We start from the raw sequence: 19,420 nt of genomic DNA on the forward strand, positions 1-19,420 counted from the left end.
TTCTTTCTTCCTTGGAACCTCAGTTCCTTAGAAGCTTAGAATCTTTCTCCTAAAACTTCGAAAGTGTTTCCAACACATAAGTATGCATTACTTCTTTATAATCTAAATGCGTTACAATTCGGAGTTTATTATGTCCTAATGAACTTATCAGGATATTTTTCTGTTTCAATTTCTCAATTAATAATTGATCGCTGTAACCTTCGGCAAGCGAAAAAATTAAAATATTAGTTTCTACAGGTTCGATAGATGAAATCCAAGGTTTTGTGCTTAAGATTTTTGCTATTTCCTTTGCACGACGATGATCTTCTGCTAATCTTTCGATATTATGAGCCAAAGCATATAATCCAGCCGCAGCCAAATAACCTACTTGACGCATCCCTCCACCTAGTATCTTTCTGATTCTCAACGCCCTGTGAATATCAGCTTTACTCCCAAGTAAAACTGAACCAATTGGAGCACCTAACCCTTTAGACAAACAAACGGAAATTGTATCGAAAATTGCTCCAAATTCTCTGGGATTCTGTCTTTTAGCCACTAACGCATTCCAAATTCGAGCGCCATCTAAATGGAACTTTAAATCATGAGCATCGCAAACTTTTTTTATTTCTCTTAAATCTTCCAATTCGTAACACGCTCCGCCTCCTTTATTGGTTGTGTTTTCAACACAAACCAAACTTGTTAGCGGACTATGATAAAACTCCGGATCGTTTATTGCAGCTTTAACTTGTGCAGCCGTTATCATTCCACGATTTCCGTCTACTAAACAGCAAGAAACACCGCTGTTAAAAGAGACTCCTCCTCCTTCGTAATGATACACGTGAGCATATTTATCAGCAATTAGCTGTTCTCCAGGTTGTGTATGCAGTTTAATTGCAGTTTGGTTTGCCATAGTTCCAGACGGAAAGAAAAGACCAGCTTCCATACCAAAAAACTCTGCTGTTCTGTTTTCCAATTCAATCACCGTTGGGTCCTGTTTGTATACATCATCGCCAACATGGGCGTTAAACATATACTGCAGCATTTCATAAGTAGGCTTTGTTATGGTATCGCTGATTAAATTTATTTCCATATTCTAAAAACTATATCTTATTTTTGTATGCAAAATTACGTATTACTTATAGTTATTCTCAGCAAGTTTTGGTAAAATTTAACTCGCTGGTTTCTCTAGACCAAATTAACGTAATAATTCTAAAAAACATATAAAAACCTATTAATTAATTTATGACAACAGCCGAACAAGTAAAAGGTATTGTGGAGCGCCTTGGTGCGTTGAGGAGGTATCTTTGACGTTGATGCCAAGCTAATCGAAATTGCAAACGAAGAAGAAAAAACGTTCGCTCCAGACTTTTGGAACAATCCGAAAGAAGCAGAAAACATTGTAAAAAACCTTCGAAACAAGAAAAAATGGATTGAAGATTATGATAAAGCAGTAGCATTAACAGAAGAACTACAGCTAGCTTATGATTTTTACAAAGAAGGAGAACTTTCTGTAGATGAATTAGATGAACAATATGAAGCTGCACAAGCGCATATTGAAAATATCGAATTCAAAAATATGCTTTCTGACGAAGGTGACAGTTTAAGCGCTGTGGTCCAGATTACAGCAGGTGCTGGAGGAACTGAAAGTTGCGACTGGGCAGGAATGCTAATGCGTATGTACATGATGTGGGGAGAAAGTTATGGCTACAAAATTAAAGAGCTTAACTTTCAGGAAGGCGAGGTTGCCGGAATTAAAACCGTAACTTTAGAGTTCGAAGGTGATTATTCATTCGGATATCTAAAAGGAGAAAATGGTGTACACCGTTTAGTTCGTATTTCGCCTTTTGACAGTAATGCGAAACGTCATACTTCTTTCGTATCCGTTTACGTTTATCCGCTTGTAGATGACAGTATCGAAATCGACATTAATCCCGCTGATATCGAAATTACAACTTCTCGCTCAAGTGGTGCTGGTGGACAGAACGTAAACAAGGTTGAAACTAAAGTACAACTGGTTCACAAACCAACTGGAATTCAAATTCAGTGTTCTGAAACTAGATCTCAGCAAGATAACAGACAGCGTGCTATGCAAATGCTTCGTTCTCAATTGTATGAAATCGAATTAAAGAAACAGCAAGCGCAGCGTGCGGATATCGAAGCTGGAAAAATGAAAATTGAATGGGGATCGCAAATTCGTAATTATGTAATGCAACCTTATAAATTAGTAAAAGATGTTCGTACAGGTTATGAAACCAGCGATGTTGACGGTGTAATGAACGGAAATATCGACCCATTCTTGAAAGCCTATCTGATGATGATGGGACAGAAAGAGGAGGAATAGTGTTCAGTTCTTTTCTAGTGTTCAGTTGCAGTTTGCAGTCACAGTAAACTTGAAACTTTAAACCTGAAACTTTAAACTTTAAAACAAAAAAGTTATGATAAAATGGGCAGATGTAATTCATTTTACAAATAAAGGAAATCCAGCTCCAGACAAAAGAGTGGAGAAAACGGAGGACGAATGGAAACAGATTCTAACTCCAGAAGAATTTCAAGTAACACGTTTAAAAGGAACAGAGAGATCTTTTAGTTCTGAATTGTGCAGTTTATTTGATCCTGGAATTTACGAATGTAAATGTTGCGGAACGGTTCTTTTTGATGCAAGCGAAAAATTTGAATCAGGAACTGGCTGGCCTTCTTTTACACAGCCAATTAAAGAAAATGCAATTGGCTACCATGCCGACAAATCGTACGGGATGATTCGTGTTGAGGTAGTTTGCAATGTCTGCGATGCACATTTAGGTCACGTTTTCCCTGACGGCCCACCACCAAGCGGTTTACGTTACTGCATCAACGCAGTTTCACTATCAAAAATTAAAGAATAATTTATAAAAGCGGTTCATTAAAACGAATCGCTTTTTTTATATAATCCCCAATCAATAAATGATTTAACAAAACAAATGTAAGCTATAACCTAACAATTAAATTATTTATTTTCTCCATCAAAATTTTCATTGCTTTTAGACAGAACTATCAACATACTGCTATTCAATAGATTAAAAAAACCTCATTAAATTAATGACCTAAATGTTAATTTTACAAAAATTACCATCTTATTTTAAATATTTATTAAGAAACGTAAAAAAATAATTAGGTAATTAAAATGTAATTCATTTTATTTGGCAAAAAATAACCCTTTAGTCGATTAAAATTTATCAATGAGATCCTATTCTATCCAAGAAATTAACGAAGTTATTAATGGCGTAATTTACGGCAGCACTTCACAAAGCATAACTGCTACAGAACAATTAGAAAAAGCAACAACTTCGGAAATCTCATTTATCGGAAATAAAAAATACGAAAAATACTGGTCGACATCTAATGCTTCAATTGCAGTCGTAAACGAAGATATTTCAATAGAGCCTGGAGAAAACCGTGCTTTTATAAAAGTTAAAAATGCCGATTTGGCAATGTCACAAATCCTTACCCTTTTTGCTCCCCCTGCCCCAATCTTTCATAACAATATTCATAAAACAGCCACGATAGACGAAACCGCTAAAATTGGCGAAGGCGTTAAAATTGGTGCCGGATGTTACATTGGTCCAAAAGTTGAAATTGGCGCTAATACAGTAATTTACCCGAATGTGACCATTTTAGACGAATGCACAATTGGAAGAAACTCAACTATTTGGTCTGGAACCGTTATTCGTGAACGTTGTCATATTGGAAGCGAATGCATCATTCACCCGAATGCAACAATTGGCGCAGATGGCTTCGGATTTCGTGCTTGCACTGAAAAAGGTTTGGTGAAAATTCCGCAAATTGGAAATGTAATTATTGGCAACGGTGTAGAAATTGGAGCAAATTCGTGTGTTGATCGCGGAAAATTCAGTTCTACAATACTTGGCGACGGATGCAAAATAGACAATTTAGTTCAGATTGGACATAATAGCAAATTAGGCAAGTTCTGCATTATGGCTGGAAACAGTGGTTTAGCAGGCTCTGTAACCTTAGGAAACGGAGTTATTATTGGCGGAAGCGCTTCTATAAAAGATCATACTTCTATTGGCGACGGTGCTATAATTGGCGCAGGATCCGGCGTGACTGGAGATGTCCCTGCAGGAAAAACAATGCTTGGATATCCAGCTGTTGAAGCTCGAGACGCTTTAAAACAATGGGCTTTACTTAAACAAATGGTTTGTAGTCCTAAAAAATAAATTTAATTCAAACTCCAAATAAAAAAACATCCACTAAACGGATGTTTTTTTATTTAAGAGCATTTCTTAATTCTTAAAGCAACTCATTTATTTCAATTGATTTTGTAAATTAGCCAACACTATTTTATCAAATCAATACTACATCATGGATTTAAACTTCAATAAAAACGAAGATCACAATAAATTACTTCTTTCTGAACTAAAACAAAAATTCGCAAAAGTAAAATTGGGCGGAGGCGAAAAAAGAATCGAGAAATTACATTCTGAAGGAAAAATGACCGCTCGCGAAAGAATTGCTTATTTATTGGATGAAAATTCTAAAAGTATTGAAATTGGAGGTTTTGCTGGCGAAGGAATGTATCCAGAACACGGCGGATGTCCTTCGGGAGGTGTTGTGGTAAAAATTGGTTACATCAAAGGAAAACAATGCATAGTAGTTGCTAATGATGCTACTGTAAAAGCTGGAGCTTGGTTTCCTATTACAGGAAAGAAAAACCTTCGTGCACAGGAAATTGCCATGGAAAACCGACTTCCTATTATTTATTTAGTAGACAGCGCTGGCGTTTATCTGCCAATGCAAGATGAAATTTTTCCTGATAAAGAACATTTCGGACGCATTTTTAGAAATAATGCTCAAATGAGCAGCATGGGAATTACTCAAATTGCTGCCGTTATGGGAAGCTGTGTTGCTGGAGGCGCTTACCTTCCAATTATGAGCGATGAAGCTTTAATAGTTGACAAAACTGGAAGTATTTTCCTTGCGGGAAGTTATTTAGTAAAAGCTGCAATTGGCGAAACAATTGACAATGAAACTTTAGGTGGCGCTACAACACATTGCGAAATTTCGGGTGTTACAGACTATAAAGCCAAAGACGACAAAGATGCTTTGGACAAAATCAAAAATATTGTAGATAAAATTGGCGATTTTGATAAGGCTGGATACAGCAGAATCAAATCGGAGAAACCAGCTTTAGAACCAAATGAAATTTACGGAATTCTTCCAAAAGCTAGAACTGAACAATATGATATGATGGAAATCATCAAACGTTTGGTTGATAATTCAGAATTTGAAGCCTATAAAGAAGGTTACGGGCAATCGTTGATTACAGGTTACGCCAGAATTGATGGCTGGGCTGTGGGAATTGTAGCCAATCAAAGAAAAGTGGTAAAAACCAAAAAAGGCGAAATGCAGTTTGGAGGCGTTATTTATTCTGATAGTGCTGACAAAGCCACACGTTTTATTGCAAATTGCAATCAGAAAAAAATTCCATTGGTATTTTTACAAGACGTAACAGGTTTCATGGTGGGTTCAAAATCAGAACATGGCGGAATTATTAAAGATGGTGCCAAAATGGTAAATGCCGTAAGTAATTCTGTTGTTCCTAAATTTACCGTTATTGTAGGAAACTCGTATGGCGCAGGAAATTATGCGATGTGCGGAAAAGCATACGATCCTCGATTAATATTTGCTTGGCCAAGTGCGGAACTTGCCGTTATGGGTGGAACTCAAGCTGCAAAAGTATTGGCGCAAATCGAAGCTTCTTCGCTTAAAGCAAAAGGAGAAACCGTTGACGAAGCAAAAGAAGCCGAATTATTCAACAAAATAAAAGTACGTTACGACGAACAGACTTCACCGTACTATGCGGCCTCAAGACTATGGACAGATGCTATTATCGATCCATTAGAAACCCGTAACTGGATTTCGATTGGAATCGAAGCTGCAAACCACGCTCCTATTCAAAAACCATTTAATTTGGGAGTAATCCAAGTTTAGTGATTTAAGAATTCTCAACAAGACGTTAAATAAAAAGCAAAAAACTCATTTTCCAGCTGTTTAAAATATACATATCATTAAAAATTAGTAACTTAGTACATAATTTTTAATCACACAACATCATGGAAAATGTAAAAAGTTTGAATAAATGGGCGAATTCGCACACTTATTTACCAGTTGATTTAGTACGTATTGTTTTGGGTGGATTTTTATTTATGAAAGGTGTCTCTTTCGTCACCAATATTCAGTACCTGCATGATTTGATTTCCCCAATTGACAAGTTTGGAGGAGGTATGTTTATGCTGCATTACATTGCTCCTGCCCACATGATTGGTGGTATAATGATTATTTTCGGACTTTTAACCAGATGGGCAATCGCAGCCCAATTACCCATTTTATTTGGTGCTGTTCTTGTAAATTCTATGGGAAGAATGCATTCTGAAAGTTTGGCTTTAGCTATCATCGTTTTATTAGTCTGCATATTCTTCTTGTTTTATGGAAGTGGAAAACACTCGGCAGATTATTATTTTAAAATGCAACAATAGCCTCATATGTCCTCAGTTTAGCTGAGGACTTTTTTTTGAGTGTTAATTAATTCCATAAAATTTCTTTAATTGCGTTTTATGACTTAAATTCGCCGACATGAATTGGATTCGTAAAACCGTTATTTTTATTACGCTTTTGCTCGCAGGATTGTTTGCTTATCAAGCAGACCAAACTTCTGTACGCGTAATCGAAACGGAAAAATCCGATACTAACTTCTGCAAAGACATTCCTGATTCGTCTGCTTTTATACAGCCACAAGGAAGCTACCAATTTGCAGCAAACATCAAAACAAATCCAACGGGAATAATTAAATGTTTTGATACTCTTTTACCGCTGATCCCGCAGCATCAAACCGTTACATCTGTTACAGCATATACTAAACTCTTTACAACTCAAAGTAAAAAAGTTTCGGTCATACTCTATGCTTTCCATTTTTTCTGGTAAATAAATACTTGATTTTCTTTAGAAGAATTAATTCTTCTGTACTTACATAGCCGTTTTCAAGCCGAAAACTGTTTTGCATATCATTTATTTATTACATTAAAACTTTATGGAAACTACTACCACAATAATGGGTATTGTAATTTTAATTATTGTTGCTATCCCAATTTATTTTTCTGCACGTTCATCAGCTGCAAGCAAATCAAGAATTTTAAATATTAAAAAAAGATTCAATCCCACTCATCCAGAGGATTTTGACTTGACAGAATCAATCAACAATAAGACTTTAACGATTGATCAGAAAAACAATAAATTTATTTTGATGAATTTCAATCCAAATCAGCAAGAATCAATTTATGTCGATTTGAATACTATTTCTTCATGCAAGTTAATTCCAACAACGGACGCCGGCTCAGATACTATTATGAAAATAGATTTTGAATTTCAAGAAAAAGAAACATCTAAAAAATTAATAATTCCATTCTATGATTTTGATGACGACCGCATCAAACAGATTAGTGTCTATCAAGATCATCAGTTTGCGAAAAAATGGCTTAAAATCATCCAAGATTCTATATCACGTTAGTTATTTAATTCAGAAAAGAGGCTCAATTTTGGGCCTCTTTTTATTTACAAGTTTCATGATATTTGTCATTTTATGTCTTAGCCTAAAGTTTTAATTTTGATGTAAACTAAATCCGTCATTATGAAAATTTCTTTGACTCAAAAGTACAATGTCCCAGGTCCAAGATATACTAGTTATCCGACAGTTCCATACTGGAATGAAGCAGACTTTACTGCAGAAAAATGGATTACTACTTTAAAGCAATCATTTTCTGAAAGCAATTCAAAGAACGGAATAAGTTTATACATTCATCTTCCTTTCTGTGAGAGTATGTGTACTTTCTGTGGATGCAATAAGCGCATTACCAAAAATCATTCAGTAGAAGAAAAATACATTCAGGCTGTTTTGAAAGAATGGAAAATGTATTGTGATTTACTTCCTGAAAAACCCGTAATTAAAGAAATCCACTTAGGTGGAGGGACCCCTACATTTTTTTCAAAAGAAAATTTAGAATGTCTTATTAACGGAATTTTTGATCATGCTGTAAGAGCAGAAAACCACGAATTTAGTTTTGAAGGACATCCAAATAACACTACTCACGAACAACTTAAAAAATTATATGATTTAGGCTTTCGCAGAGTAAGTTTCGGAGTGCAAGATTATTCTGCCACAGTTCAAAAAGCAATTAATCGAATTCAGCCATTTCATAATGTTGCCAAAGTTACTTTTTGGGCAAAAGAAATTGGATATACTTCTATTGGACACGATATTATTTTTGGCCTTCCATTTCAAACTATTGAAGATGTTGTTGATACGGTTGAAAAAACCAATTCATTAAAACCAGATAGACTGGCATTTTACAGCTATGCGCATGTGCCTTGGATAAAAGGAAACGGACAACGCGGTTTTAATGACGAAAATCTTCCAAAAGATGCAGAAAAGAGAAAGTTGTATGAAATTGGTAAACAACTCCTTATTCAAAACGGATATCACGAAATTGGAATGGATCATTTTGCCTTAGCAGATGATAGTTTATACAAAGCTGCTCACAACGGAAATCTGCATAGAAATTTCATGGGTTACAGTGCGTCTAAAACTCAAGTTATGATTGGCTTAGGCGTTTCTTCAATAAGCGACAGCTGGTATAGTTTCGCTCAAAACACGAAGAACCTTGAAGAATATTATGAAATTTTAGATTCAGGTAAACTTCCTGTTGTAAAAGGCCATATTTTAACTGACGAAGATTTAACCATCAGAAAACATATTCTGAATTTAACGTGCGAATTAGAAACTTCCTGGACTGACGAATCTTTAAACTTTACGGAACTTCCAGAAGCTTTAACAGCTTTAAAAGAAATAGAAAACGATAATTTAATTGTTATTGAAAATAATAAAATCAAGATTACAGAAGAAGGAAGACCTTTTGTCCGCAATATCTGCATGGCTTTTGATTTGCATCTAAAAAGAAAGTCACCGGAAACAAATCTGTTTTCGATGACTGTATAATTTAAAATCTTAAACCTATTTCTAGTGGCAGTTTGGAGTCTGCTGTACAAACAAACTCATGTTTGAAGGAGAAATATAAGGAATTCCTAAACCTAATCCGCGAAGGATAAATAAAACTCCAATTATAACCGCAACATAAGGGATTGCCTTTTGGATTTTGTTTCTGAAAGGCAATTTTAATAATGTGTTGACATAAACTACAACTGTCATTAGAGGTATGGTTCCTATTCCAAATAAAAGCATGTAAAGCACACCATAACCAGCACTTTGCATTGCAATTGCTCCAAATAATGCAACATAGACCATTCCGCATGGTAAAAATCCATTTAAAAGGCCAATAGTAAACAGCGATTTATAGCTCTTATTTTTAAACTGACTTCCTAGATTGGCTTTAATTTTTGAAATGATTTTATAAACTGGTTTAGAAAAATTGTATTGAGCAATTTTTTTTTCAGGAATCAAAACCACAATAATCATGATTACCCCAATAATTATCGACATTTTCTGCTGTAATCCTGCCAGAAAAAAACCTCTTCCCAGTAATCCAAAAATCAATCCAATTGTTGAGTAAGCTGTTAATCGCCCTAAGTGATACGTCATAATCTGCGTTGCCTTTTTAGCTTCATTTTGTCTATCTACAGGAAGCATCATGGCAATTGGCCCGCACATTCCAACGCAATGCAGACTACTGATTAATCCTAAAAAGAAAGCAGAGAATAACATTTTTTTTAATTTACGTAAATAACTTCTTTAGTGAGATATTTTTTGCCCTCGTACTGCCACTCCATATTAACATCCCAACGTCCTTTTAATAATTTTTTCTGCGGAATAATTATTTCTGAATTAGTTAAAGCTATTTGAGTATTAAAATCAAATTTTTTATTTGAAGGTCTGTATAATTGAATATTTCCTTTCACTTTATCACTTTCAAATCCTGCAGGAAAAATTACTGCTACACCATTTTCTGTATACTTGATTGATGGCTTATGCTGTAAGTCATGTGCATTTTGAATTCTTGCCATTTCTTCCTGAAAGTGTGTATCATGTTTGTAATATTCCTCTACAACCAAATCATTATCATATTTAGAGTTTGATTGCACTTCAAAAACAAAATATAAAATAAATGTCATAAACAAGCCGAATGCAATGACAATCCCTGTTCCCCAATTAAATTTCATGATGTAAATGTTTTAATTAAAACTGCGTGGTCCTAAGAAATTTGTTGATGTAGTTTCTATGAGTTCAGAACCATTATAAACTCCTATTTTTACTTTAGTTTTATCACTTTCTAATAAAACTTCATCAATTTCGATAAACAATGTTCCTTGAGAAATTCCTTCTTTTGGAACTTTAAAATGTCTTTTACCAACATTTTTTATTTCACCTTTTTGATCGATTAATTCAAAATGAATGTCGTTGTAATCTTTCATAGTTTTGTTTACAATCTTATAGGTGTAAACATTACTGATTTTTTCACCGTCATGTTGGAACAACTGACCAGGTAAACGTAGAACAACTGCTTGAACATCTGTTCTTAAAAACAGCATACCAACAAAAATACTCAATAAAATAAACAAAACTGCCGTATAACCTTTCATTCTTGCTGTAAATTTGAAAGGTTCTTTTTTTGCAATTTCATCTTCAGATGCATAGCGAATAAGACCTTTTGGCAATCCTACAGATTCCATAATATGATCACATTCATCAATACAAGCTGTACAGTTTGTACATTCAAGTTGCGTTCCGTTTCTAATGTCAATCCCCATCGGGCAAACATGAACGCATTGAAGACAATCAATACAGTCGCCTTTTCCAGTTAACGCTCTATCTTCATTTTTTTTGAATTTTGCACGTCCTTCTTCTTTCTCTCCACGCACAAAATCGTAGGCAACATTTATCGATTTATTATCTAAAAGAACTCCCTGCAATCTTCCGTACGGACAAGCTATAATACAAACCTGTTCACGAAACCATACAAAAACAAAATAGAAAATTCCAGTAAATATAAGCAGTGCAATAAAATTGCTAGCTTGAGCAATAGGCCCTTGCTCTATCATTAAGAACAAAGTATCGCTTCCTACTAAATAAGCCAAAAAGACATTGGCAATAAGAAAAGAGATAAGAAAGAAAATAGTCCATTTTAAAACTCGTTTTCTAATTTTCTCACCATTCCATTCCATTCTTGCTAAACGAGACTGAGAACCTCGGTCACCATCAATCCAGTATTCGATACGACGGAAAACCATTTCAAGAAAAATCGTCTGGGGACAGATCCATCCGCAAAATATTCTTCCGAAAACAACAGTAAACAATATTATAAATACAACGCCGACAAGCATTGAAATTACGAAGAGATAAAAATCCTGTGGCCAGAAAGGAAATCCAAATATGTTAAAACGACGTTCCAAGATGTTGAACATCATAAACTGATTCCCATTAACCTTAATGAAAGGATTTATGAATAAAATTGCCAATAAAACATAGCTGACAATTTTTCTATATTCATAAAATTTACCAGACGGTTTTTTAGGAAATATAAATTTTCGTTTCCCACCTTCATCTATTGTTCCGATGGTATCTCTAAAAGCTTCGTCTGGTAAATTTGACATGATATTCTAATTATTTTTTAACTTCTGTAGTATCTTTTGGGGCTGAAGAGGCTGCATCTGTTTTAGGAGCACTATCATCTACCCAAACTTCTCCCTCTGCTTCTTTCGGATCTTTAGGATTACTTCCTTGTAAAGACAGAATGTAACTTGCCACTTTTTGTATTTCTTTTGGCTTAAGGGTTCCTTTCCAAGCAATCATCCCTTTACCGTCTCTACCCCCATTTGTGATAGTGTGGAATAGATTTTTAATCCCTCCGCCTAAGATCCATTTATCATCTGTAAGGTTTGGTCCAATCTGTCCTCCAGCATCTGCACGGTGACAGGCTGCACAATTGGTTGTAAAGATTGTTTTACCTTCCTCTAAACTTGGTGCATCTGTTAGTAAAACAACTGTTTTTTCGTCCATTAAATCTGGCGCTGTTTTCATGTATTCTGCAACGTCAATCTTTGCTTGAGCCAATTCTTTTTTCAGCTCCATTTCTTGATCATCAGCTCCTAAAACATCGTAACGAACAACATAAATTACTCCAAAAATGATACAGATATAGAATAAATATACCCACCATGGCGGCAAATTATTATCTAACTCTTTGATTCCATCATAGTCATGATCCATCAATAAGTCACCTTCTTTTTCAATTGGCTCTGTTTTAGTCAATTTATGCATTAGATTCTTGAACCAAGTACTTTCTTTGAAGCTTAAACTTTCTTCAAGTTCTTTTTGCGCTTTCTCTTCTGGTGACAATAATTGGAACATTACTCGATTTACAGCACTAAGCGTAATTTCGATTGCAATCAGAATAAACAAAAAGACAAATAAAAAGAGCGAAACCATTGGGAATTTTATAAAAGCTGGTTTATCGCCTGAGTCTATAAAATATTCCATCAAAGCAAATACGATGAAGAAAATCAACGGTACTCTAACATATACTGGGAAAAACTTTTTCATTTTTATCTATCTTTTGTGATTACACTAAGTCCTTCATCTAAAGGTATATTACTCATTTCTTGAATTTTTTCTTTTCTATAAGAGAATACCCAAATGCCTAATCCTACAAAGAATAAGAAGAAAATCAAGAGGGAAATAATCGGGTAAATTTCTATACCCGATATTGTTTCCATATTGTGTTTTATTTGTTCAAACATAATGCTGTTATTTTGAAGTTTCTTTTACTTTAATATCAGTACCAAGTCTTTGAATATATGCGATCAAAGCAACGATTTCTCTTTCGTTCATCGGAATAAACTTCTCGCCTTTTGCAGCAGCTTTTTTACGGCTGTCTTCATAACTCTTAACAAAATCAGGATCGCTTTCTAAGCTTTTTTCAATCTTAACAGCCTGCTCTCTTAATGTTCTTTGCGCATTTGCAACTTCTTCTGGAGTATATGGCACTCCCAAAGAAATCATTGCCTGCATTTTTTTCTGAGTCAATGAAATGTCCATCGGTTTGTTATCAAACAACCATTTATAACCTGGCATTATTGATCCTGCAGATGTACTTTGAGGATTCCACATGTGGTTAAAGTGCCAGTTATCATTGTACTTACCACCTACTCTTAATAAGTCTGGTCCTGTACGTTTTGATCCCCATAAGAATGGATGGTCGTAAACAAATTCACCCGCTTTTGATTGTACTCCATAACGTTCCACTTCACTTCTAAACGGACGAACTGACTGTGAGTGGCATCCAACGCAACCTTCTCTAATGTATAAGTCACGTCCTTCAAGCTCTAACGGTGTATATGGTTTTACACTTGAAATTGTCGGAATATTTGATTTTACCATAATCGTTGGCACAATCTGAATTATACCTCCAATTAAAATCGCAATTGTTGCTAAAATGGTTAATTGAATTGGTTTTCTTTCTAACCATGAGTGGAATTTCTCTCCACTTAATCTACTGCTTTTTATTGTTTGTAAAGCTGGAGCCTGAGCCAATTCATCTTCAATTGTATTACCCGCTTTTACTGTCATGATAATGTTGTAAACTAATGTCAACATACCAATCAGATACAAACTACCTCCGATAGCTCTCATCCAATACATTGGCATAATAGCTGTTACCGTTTCAAGGAAGTTACCATAAGTTAAAGTACCATCTGGATTAAACTGTTTCCACATTGATGCTTGTTGGAAACCAGCTACATATAACGGAATTGTATATACAATAATACCTAAAGTCCCAATCCAGAAATGGAAGTTTGCTAATTTCTTAGAGAATAGCTCCGACTTTGTCATTCTTGGAATCAGCCAATAGATAATACCAAATGACATGAAACCGTTCCAAGCTAAAGCTCCTACGTGAACGTGCGCTACGATCCAGTCAGTATAGTGCGCAATAGCATTTACATTTTTTAAAGATAACATCGGACCTTCAAAAGTTGCCATACCGTAACCCGTAATCGCTACTACAAAGAATTTTAAAACTGGTTCTTCACGAACTTTATCCCAAGCTCCTCTTAATGTAAGAAGACCATTGATCATACCTCCCCAAGATGGAGCAATTAACATTACTGAGAATGCAACCCCTAAATTCTGAGCCCAGTTTGGCAATGCAGAATATAATAAGTGGTGTGGTCCCGCCCAGATATAGATAAAGATTAAAGACCAAAAGTGAATAATAGATAATCTATAAGAGTAAACAGGTCTGTTTGCAATTTTTGGAACGAAATAATACATTAATCCCAAGAATGGAGTTGTAAGGAAGAATGCCACCGCATTGTGCCCGTACCACCATTGTACAAGTGCATCCTGAACACCTGCATACACTGAGTAACTTTTTAAAGCTGAAACCGGAATTTCGATATTATTAAAGATATGAAGTACGGCTACTGTTACAAATGTTGCTAAATAAAACCAGATTGCAACATACAAATGGCGCTCTCTACGACGTAACATTGTACCAATCATATTAATCCCCATTACAACCCAAATTAAAGCGATTGCAATGTCAATTGGCCACTCTAGCTCTGCATATTCTTTAGAAGAAGTATAACCTAACGGAAGTGTAATTGCTGCAGCGACAATAATCAACTGCCATCCCCAGAAATGAAGGTTACTTAAAAAATCACTAAACATCCTGGCTTTTAGCAATCTTTGTAGCGAGTAGTACATACCAGCGAAGAAGGCATTACCCACAAAGGCAAAAATAACTGCATTAGTGTGTAACGGTCTTAATCGTCCGTAACTCAGCCACGGAATCCCATCTGTCATGTTGGGAAAAAGGTACATTACCGCTAAGGTAAGTCCCACTAACATACCCACAACACCAAAGAGTATTGTGGCGTAAATGAATTTTTTTACAATTTTGTTGTCGTAATAAAACTGTTCCATTTCCATAATTATACTTGTTTTTCTTCGATTGGTGAATTATTATTTTGGGAATTAATTTTGGTTTCGTCATCAAAAAGAATTCTGACTGAAGGTGTATAATCATCATCATACTGCCCAGATTTGACAGCTGCGATAAAGGCAATAAAGAAACAGATTGCCACAAAAATACTTACTGAAATTAATAGATAAATAACACTCATACCCTGGATTTATATTAACAAAATTAGCTTGTTAAAGGCGCATAAAATATGATAATTATCATAGAAGATTAGTTATGTTAAATTTAATAAAATATCTTCTCTAATAATTTATAATCATTCTAAATTTCTGCTACTGAAATAGTTAGACATAAAAGTCACAAAACTTACAATCGTAATTGTACTCAACGGCATAATGATTGCCGCAACCAATGGAAGTAAATTTCCTGTAACCGCAAACGCAAGTCCAACAACGTTGTAGAGCAATGATAATCCAAAACTCATTTTTATAATTAAAATAGCTTTGTGAGAAAGCTTTAAAAAGTAATTGAGACGCGAAAATTCTGTTGCATCTAAAATGGCATCACATGCAGGCGAAAAGACATTTACGTTCTCTGATATCGAAATCCCAACATTACTTTGTGCTAATGCTCCAGCATCATTTAACCCATCTCCAACCATCATTAAATTTTGTCCATTCTCCTGAAGTTTCTTTATGTATTCTAGTTTTTGCTCGGGTTTTTGATTGAATATCAACTCAGTACCTTTTGGCAGAATGGCTTCCAAATTTGATCTTTCGCCATCATTGTCACCAGAAAGCACTTTGATTTGATAGTCCTTACTTAGACTTACAAAAAGTTTCTCCAGACCTTCTCTATATTGGTTTTGGAAAGTGTATTTTCCAAAATAAGTGCCACCTATCTTAATGTGTAATGCAGTTTTTTCAATTTCTGAACCATCCGCAACTATATCATCAACGAATTGTCCAGATCCTATTTTTATTTCCTTACTTTCAACAATCGCCAAAATACCTTTTCCAGTAATTTCTTGAAAGTCTTCTACATTAATACGCTTAGTTTCCGGCAGAAAATCATAAAGCATTCTGCTTAACGGATGGTTTGAACCGCGCAATACATTTTTAATCAACACAATATCTGAATCTGAAATAGGATTTCCTTCATACATTATATTCGACTTTTTGTTGGTTGTAATAGTTCCTGTTTTATCAAAAACAATAGTATCAACTTTAGCAAGCTGCTCAATCACAACAGCATTTTTTAAGTAAAATTTCTTTTTACCCAAAATACGCAATATATTTCCAAAAGTAAACGGAGCAGTCAGAGCCAACGCGCAAGGACAAGCTACGATAAGGACGGCCGTAAAAACATTAAAAGCTGTATTAGCATCTATAAAAATCCAATAACCAAAACCAGCAAATGCAATGAGCAATAGTATAGGGGTAAAATATCGGCTTATCGCATCTGTTATGGTTTTGTGTTTCTGGTCTACTTTTTTCTGAAAAATTTCATTACTCCATAATTGAGTTAAATAACTTTGAGAAACGGAATGTAAAACTTCCATTTCTATAACTTTTCCAATCTGTTTTCCTCCAGCAAATACTTTATCTCCAGACTTTTTTGTGATTGGCACTGCTTCACCCGTAACAAAACTATAATCTATTTCGGCGCTTTCGCTAATTAAAATTCCATCAACAGGGATAAGCTCCTGATTTCTAATCAACAATCGATCTCCTTTTAGAACATCATAAATGGCTACATTTTCTTCAGAAGCATCTTTATTGATTTTAGTAACTGCAATTGGAAAATAGGATTTAAAATCTCTCTCAAAACTTAAAAAACTATACGTTTTAATTTGAAACATTTTGCCAAGAAGCATAAAAAATATCAAACTGGCCAAACTGTCAAAAAATCCTGGACCGTGATCCATCAGCATGTCGTATGTGCTACGAATAAACATCACGATAATTCCTAAAGCAATCGGAATATCAATATTAAGCATTTTGGTTCTAATACTATGATAAGCAGAAACATAATATCCGCTCGCTGAGTATAAAAAAGTTGGCAATGCTAAAAGAAAAATAAGTAATCTGAAAAACGGTTTGTAGCTATCTAGCCAAAATTCTTTCATTTCGAAATACTCCGGAAATGAAAGCAGCATGATGTTTCCGAAACAAAAAAATGCTACACCAAGTTTATACGTTAGACTTCTGTCTATCTTAGCTTTTGCGGACCCGTAATTTTCTAAACTAATGTAAGGTTCATAACCTATAGAACTTAAGAGGTAAACTATCTCTTTTAAAGAAACGACATCAGAATTAAAGGTAATTCTAACTTTCTTTTCGTGAAAATTAACTTGAGAAGTACTAATTCCAGACTGAAGACGATGAAGATTTTCTAAAATCCAGATACAAGAACTGCAATGGATATGCGGAATATTAAGTGAAACAATTGATGTGTTTCCTTCTTGAAACTCTAAAACTTTTGCTAGTATAGTTTCATTTTCTAAAAAATCATATTTCCCTTTGATGTCTTGGGGAGTGGCTCCCGGAGACTTTTCAAAATCATAATAAGATGTTAGATCGTTGATACTGAAAATTTCGTAAACTGTTTTACAGCCTGTGCAACAAAACTTCTTATCATCAAAATCAATTTCTTCATTTTGTTCAATAGTTAAACCACAATGAAAACAACTTTGCTCCCTCATAAACTTGTTTTTATTTGATGCAAATTTCCAATTAAAGCACAATTATTAAGATGATAATTGTCATGTTATTTTGAAATCGGATTCCTAAATTTATAAAATAAGAAGCCCCGATTAGAGTTAGCCCTAATTTATAATAATTTTACCTTACAATGGTAGTTAAAACCCTTAAAAAAGTTTATTTTTGCAGCAAACAAATATTGTCATGAATAAATGTGATCAATGCATTGTACGCCAGCTAAGCTCATTAAAAGCCCTTAATAAAGAAGAAGTTATTAAATTAGCCAGCAGTAAAACGACTTATAAAATTAAAAAAGGTGAAGCTCTTTTTGAAGAAGGCGAAGTAACCAATGGTGTTTTCTGTGTAAAAGACGGTGTTGGAAAACTTTCAAAATTGAGTGCGAACGGAAAAGATCAAATCGTAAAATTGGTCAAATCTGGTGAACTTCTTGGACAGCGTTCTATGATTAGCAATGAGCCAGCAAATTTAACTGCAAAAGCAATCGCAGACATGGAAGTTTGTTTTATTCCTAAAACAGAAATCATCAATTTCTTTAATAGCAACAATCAGTTTTCTTTAAATATGATGCAGTCTGTCTGCGAAGATTTAAAGGAATCTGAAAATGAAAAAATTGCTTTAGTCCAAAAAACAGTTAAGCAGAGACTTGCTGAAACGTTACTGCACCTGCATGATGAATTTGGCGAAGATGCTGACAAAACACTTAAAGTTCAACTAACAAGAGAAGAACTTGCAGGTATTATTGGAACTGCTACCGAAAGCTGTATTCGATTATTATCTGATTTTAATAAATTGGGATTAATAGAATTGGTTGGTAAAAAAATCATGCTTAAAGACGTTCGCGCTTTAAAGAAATTAGCGGACAATTAAAGCTTTTTAGCTTCATTCCAAAAAACATCCATTTCTGTAAGTGTCATATCCATTAATGGTTTTCCTAATTCATTTGCTTTACTTTCTAAGTATTGAAAACGTTTAATGAATTTTTTATTGGTTCTTTCTAAAGCGTCTTCTGGATTTACATTTAAAAATCGAGCGTAATTAATCATAGAAAACAAAACATCTCCGAATTCGTCTTCGATTTTATCTTGATTTCCAGATTTCACTTCGTCTTGCAATTCTTGTAATTCTTCTTGGACTTTATCCCAAACCTGATGAGGCTCTTCCCAATCAAAACCCACTCCTTTTACTTTATCTTGAATTCTGCTTGCTTTAACCAAAGCAGGAAGACTTCTTGGAACACCTTCCAAAACTGATTTTTTACCTTCTTTAAGCTTTAGTTTTTCCCAGTTTTGCTTTACTTCTTCTTCGTTTTCCACTTTGACATCACCATAAATATGAGGATGACGATGAATTAGTTTCTCGCAGATTTCATTGCAGACATCAGCGATATCAAAATCATTGGTTTCACTGCCTATTTTGGCGTAAAAAACAATATGAAGAAGCAAATCTCCCAATTCTTTTTTTACTTCATTTAAATCATTATCCAGAATAGCATCTCCCAGTTCGTAAGTTTCTTCAATTGTCAAATGTCTCAAGGTCTGCAACGTTTGCTTTTTATCCCACGGACATTGTTCACGCAATTCATCCATGATATTCAATAATCTATCAAATGCCTTTAACTGGTTTTCTCTATTCATTTTGAAGTTTCTTATGATTTAAACTCGATTCTGTAAAATTAAAAAATCCTGTCAAGAAAACATCTCAACAGGATTATTTTATGTTTAAAGAAAAATT

Annotated in this window: 19 protein-coding genes; 9 read left to right on the forward strand and 10 right to left on the reverse strand. The window is 34.5% G+C overall.

Features of this window, described 5'->3' with window-relative positions:
* Positions 1–49: 49 nt before the first annotated feature.
* Positions 50–1,069, reverse strand: coding sequence for a threonine aldolase family protein (locus tag AC5ZCW_RS15925; RefSeq protein WP_343543574.1), 1,020 nt, complete (start codon positions 1,067–1,069; stop codon positions 50–52).
* A 152-nt stretch (positions 1,070–1,221) separates the two neighbouring features.
* Here AC5ZCW_RS15925 and prfB point away from each other — a divergent pair.
* The 8 genes from prfB to hemN all read left to right on the forward strand — a co-directional run bounded on the left by prfB (position 1,222) and on the right by hemN (position 9,025).
* A protein-coding gene (prfB, locus tag AC5ZCW_RS15930) for a peptide chain release factor 2 (protein WP_177210138.1) occupies positions 1,222–2,320 on the forward strand; the annotation gives its coding sequence in 2 pieces (ribosomal slippage) (positions 1,222–1,284 and positions 1,286–2,320; 1,098 coding nt in all).
* Between the two features lie 94 nt (positions 2,321–2,414).
* Positions 2,415–2,861: a peptide-methionine (R)-S-oxide reductase MsrB gene (gene msrB, locus AC5ZCW_RS15935; RefSeq protein WP_343543579.1), complete on the forward strand. Its 447-nt coding sequence runs from the start codon at positions 2,415–2,417 to the stop codon at positions 2,859–2,861.
* A 333-nt stretch (positions 2,862–3,194) separates the two neighbouring features.
* Complete coding sequence (lpxD, locus tag AC5ZCW_RS15940) at positions 3,195–4,193, forward strand: UDP-3-O-(3-hydroxymyristoyl)glucosamine N-acyltransferase (RefSeq protein ID WP_496120809.1); 999 nt, start codon at positions 3,195–3,197, stop codon at positions 4,191–4,193.
* A 145-nt stretch (positions 4,194–4,338) separates the two neighbouring features.
* Complete coding sequence (locus tag AC5ZCW_RS15945; protein WP_496120810.1) at positions 4,339–5,967, forward strand: acyl-CoA carboxylase subunit beta; 1,629 nt, start codon at positions 4,339–4,341, stop codon at positions 5,965–5,967.
* A 122-nt stretch (positions 5,968–6,089) separates the two neighbouring features.
* Complete coding sequence (locus tag AC5ZCW_RS15950) at positions 6,090–6,512, forward strand: DoxX family protein (protein WP_177210142.1); 423 nt, start codon at positions 6,090–6,092, stop codon at positions 6,510–6,512.
* Between the two features lie 97 nt (positions 6,513–6,609).
* Positions 6,610–6,957 carry a hypothetical protein gene (locus AC5ZCW_RS15955; RefSeq protein ID WP_496120811.1) on the forward strand — a complete coding sequence of 116 codons (348 nt, stop codon included), beginning with the start codon at positions 6,610–6,612 and terminating at the stop codon, positions 6,955–6,957.
* A 106-nt stretch (positions 6,958–7,063) separates the two neighbouring features.
* Positions 7,064–7,540 (forward strand): hypothetical protein, encoded by a 477-nt coding sequence (locus tag AC5ZCW_RS15960; protein ID WP_496120812.1) that lies wholly within the window; start codon positions 7,064–7,066, stop codon positions 7,538–7,540.
* Positions 7,541–7,660: 120 nt separating this feature from the next.
* The gene (gene hemN, locus AC5ZCW_RS15965; RefSeq protein ID WP_343543587.1) at positions 7,661–9,025 is read left to right on the forward strand and encodes an oxygen-independent coproporphyrinogen III oxidase; all 1,365 of its coding nucleotides are present in this window, start codon (positions 7,661–7,663) and stop codon (positions 9,023–9,025) included.
* 21 nt (positions 9,026–9,046) lie between these two features.
* Here hemN and AC5ZCW_RS15970 read toward each other — a convergent pair whose 3' ends face one another.
* The 8 genes from AC5ZCW_RS15970 to AC5ZCW_RS16005 all read right to left on the reverse strand — a co-directional run bounded on the left by AC5ZCW_RS15970 (position 9,047) and on the right by AC5ZCW_RS16005 (position 17,670).
* Positions 9,047–9,748, reverse strand: a complete 702-nt coding sequence (locus AC5ZCW_RS15970; RefSeq protein ID WP_496120813.1) for a sulfite exporter TauE/SafE family protein — start codon at positions 9,746–9,748, stop codon at positions 9,047–9,049.
* Between the two features lie 5 nt (positions 9,749–9,753).
* Positions 9,754–10,203: a FixH family protein gene (locus AC5ZCW_RS15975; RefSeq protein ID WP_343543591.1), complete on the reverse strand. Its 450-nt coding sequence runs from the start codon at positions 10,201–10,203 to the stop codon at positions 9,754–9,756.
* Between the two features lie 12 nt (positions 10,204–10,215).
* A complete protein-coding gene (gene ccoG, locus AC5ZCW_RS15980) occupies positions 10,216–11,634 on the reverse strand; it encodes a cytochrome c oxidase accessory protein CcoG (protein ID WP_343543593.1) in 1,419 nt (472 codons plus the stop codon).
* A gap of 10 nt (positions 11,635–11,644) precedes the next feature.
* Positions 11,645–12,583 carry a cbb3-type cytochrome c oxidase N-terminal domain-containing protein gene (locus AC5ZCW_RS15985; protein WP_496120814.1) on the reverse strand — a complete coding sequence of 313 codons (939 nt, stop codon included), beginning with the start codon at positions 12,581–12,583 and terminating at the stop codon, positions 11,645–11,647.
* A 2-nt stretch (positions 12,584–12,585) separates the two neighbouring features.
* Positions 12,586–12,780 (reverse strand): cbb3-type cytochrome oxidase subunit 3, encoded by a 195-nt coding sequence (locus tag AC5ZCW_RS15990; RefSeq protein WP_202001081.1) that lies wholly within the window; start codon positions 12,778–12,780, stop codon positions 12,586–12,588.
* Between the two features lie 7 nt (positions 12,781–12,787).
* Positions 12,788–14,974: a cytochrome-c oxidase, cbb3-type subunit I gene (ccoN, locus tag AC5ZCW_RS15995; RefSeq protein WP_177210149.1), complete on the reverse strand. Its 2,187-nt coding sequence runs from the start codon at positions 14,972–14,974 to the stop codon at positions 12,788–12,790.
* A gap of 2 nt (positions 14,975–14,976) precedes the next feature.
* Positions 14,977–15,168, reverse strand: coding sequence for a cbb3-type cytochrome oxidase assembly protein CcoS (ccoS, locus tag AC5ZCW_RS16000; protein ID WP_095930917.1), 192 nt, complete (start codon positions 15,166–15,168; stop codon positions 14,977–14,979).
* A gap of 114 nt (positions 15,169–15,282) precedes the next feature.
* Complete coding sequence (locus tag AC5ZCW_RS16005; RefSeq protein WP_496120815.1) at positions 15,283–17,670, reverse strand: heavy metal translocating P-type ATPase; 2,388 nt, start codon at positions 17,668–17,670, stop codon at positions 15,283–15,285.
* Between the two features lie 202 nt (positions 17,671–17,872).
* Between AC5ZCW_RS16005 and AC5ZCW_RS16010 the strand changes: the two genes are divergently transcribed.
* Positions 17,873–18,556 (forward strand): Crp/Fnr family transcriptional regulator, encoded by a 684-nt coding sequence (locus tag AC5ZCW_RS16010; protein ID WP_496120816.1) that lies wholly within the window; start codon positions 17,873–17,875, stop codon positions 18,554–18,556.
* On the opposite strand, the gene mazG is transcribed toward AC5ZCW_RS16010, so the two are convergent.
* Positions 18,553–19,323: a nucleoside triphosphate pyrophosphohydrolase gene (gene mazG, locus AC5ZCW_RS16015; RefSeq protein ID WP_496120817.1), complete on the reverse strand. Its 771-nt coding sequence runs from the start codon at positions 19,321–19,323 to the stop codon at positions 18,553–18,555. The genes AC5ZCW_RS16010 and mazG overlap by 4 nt on opposite strands.
* Positions 19,324–19,420 lie beyond the last annotated feature (97 nt).

The organism is Flavobacterium sp. PLA-DH12, from assembly GCF_059511845.1.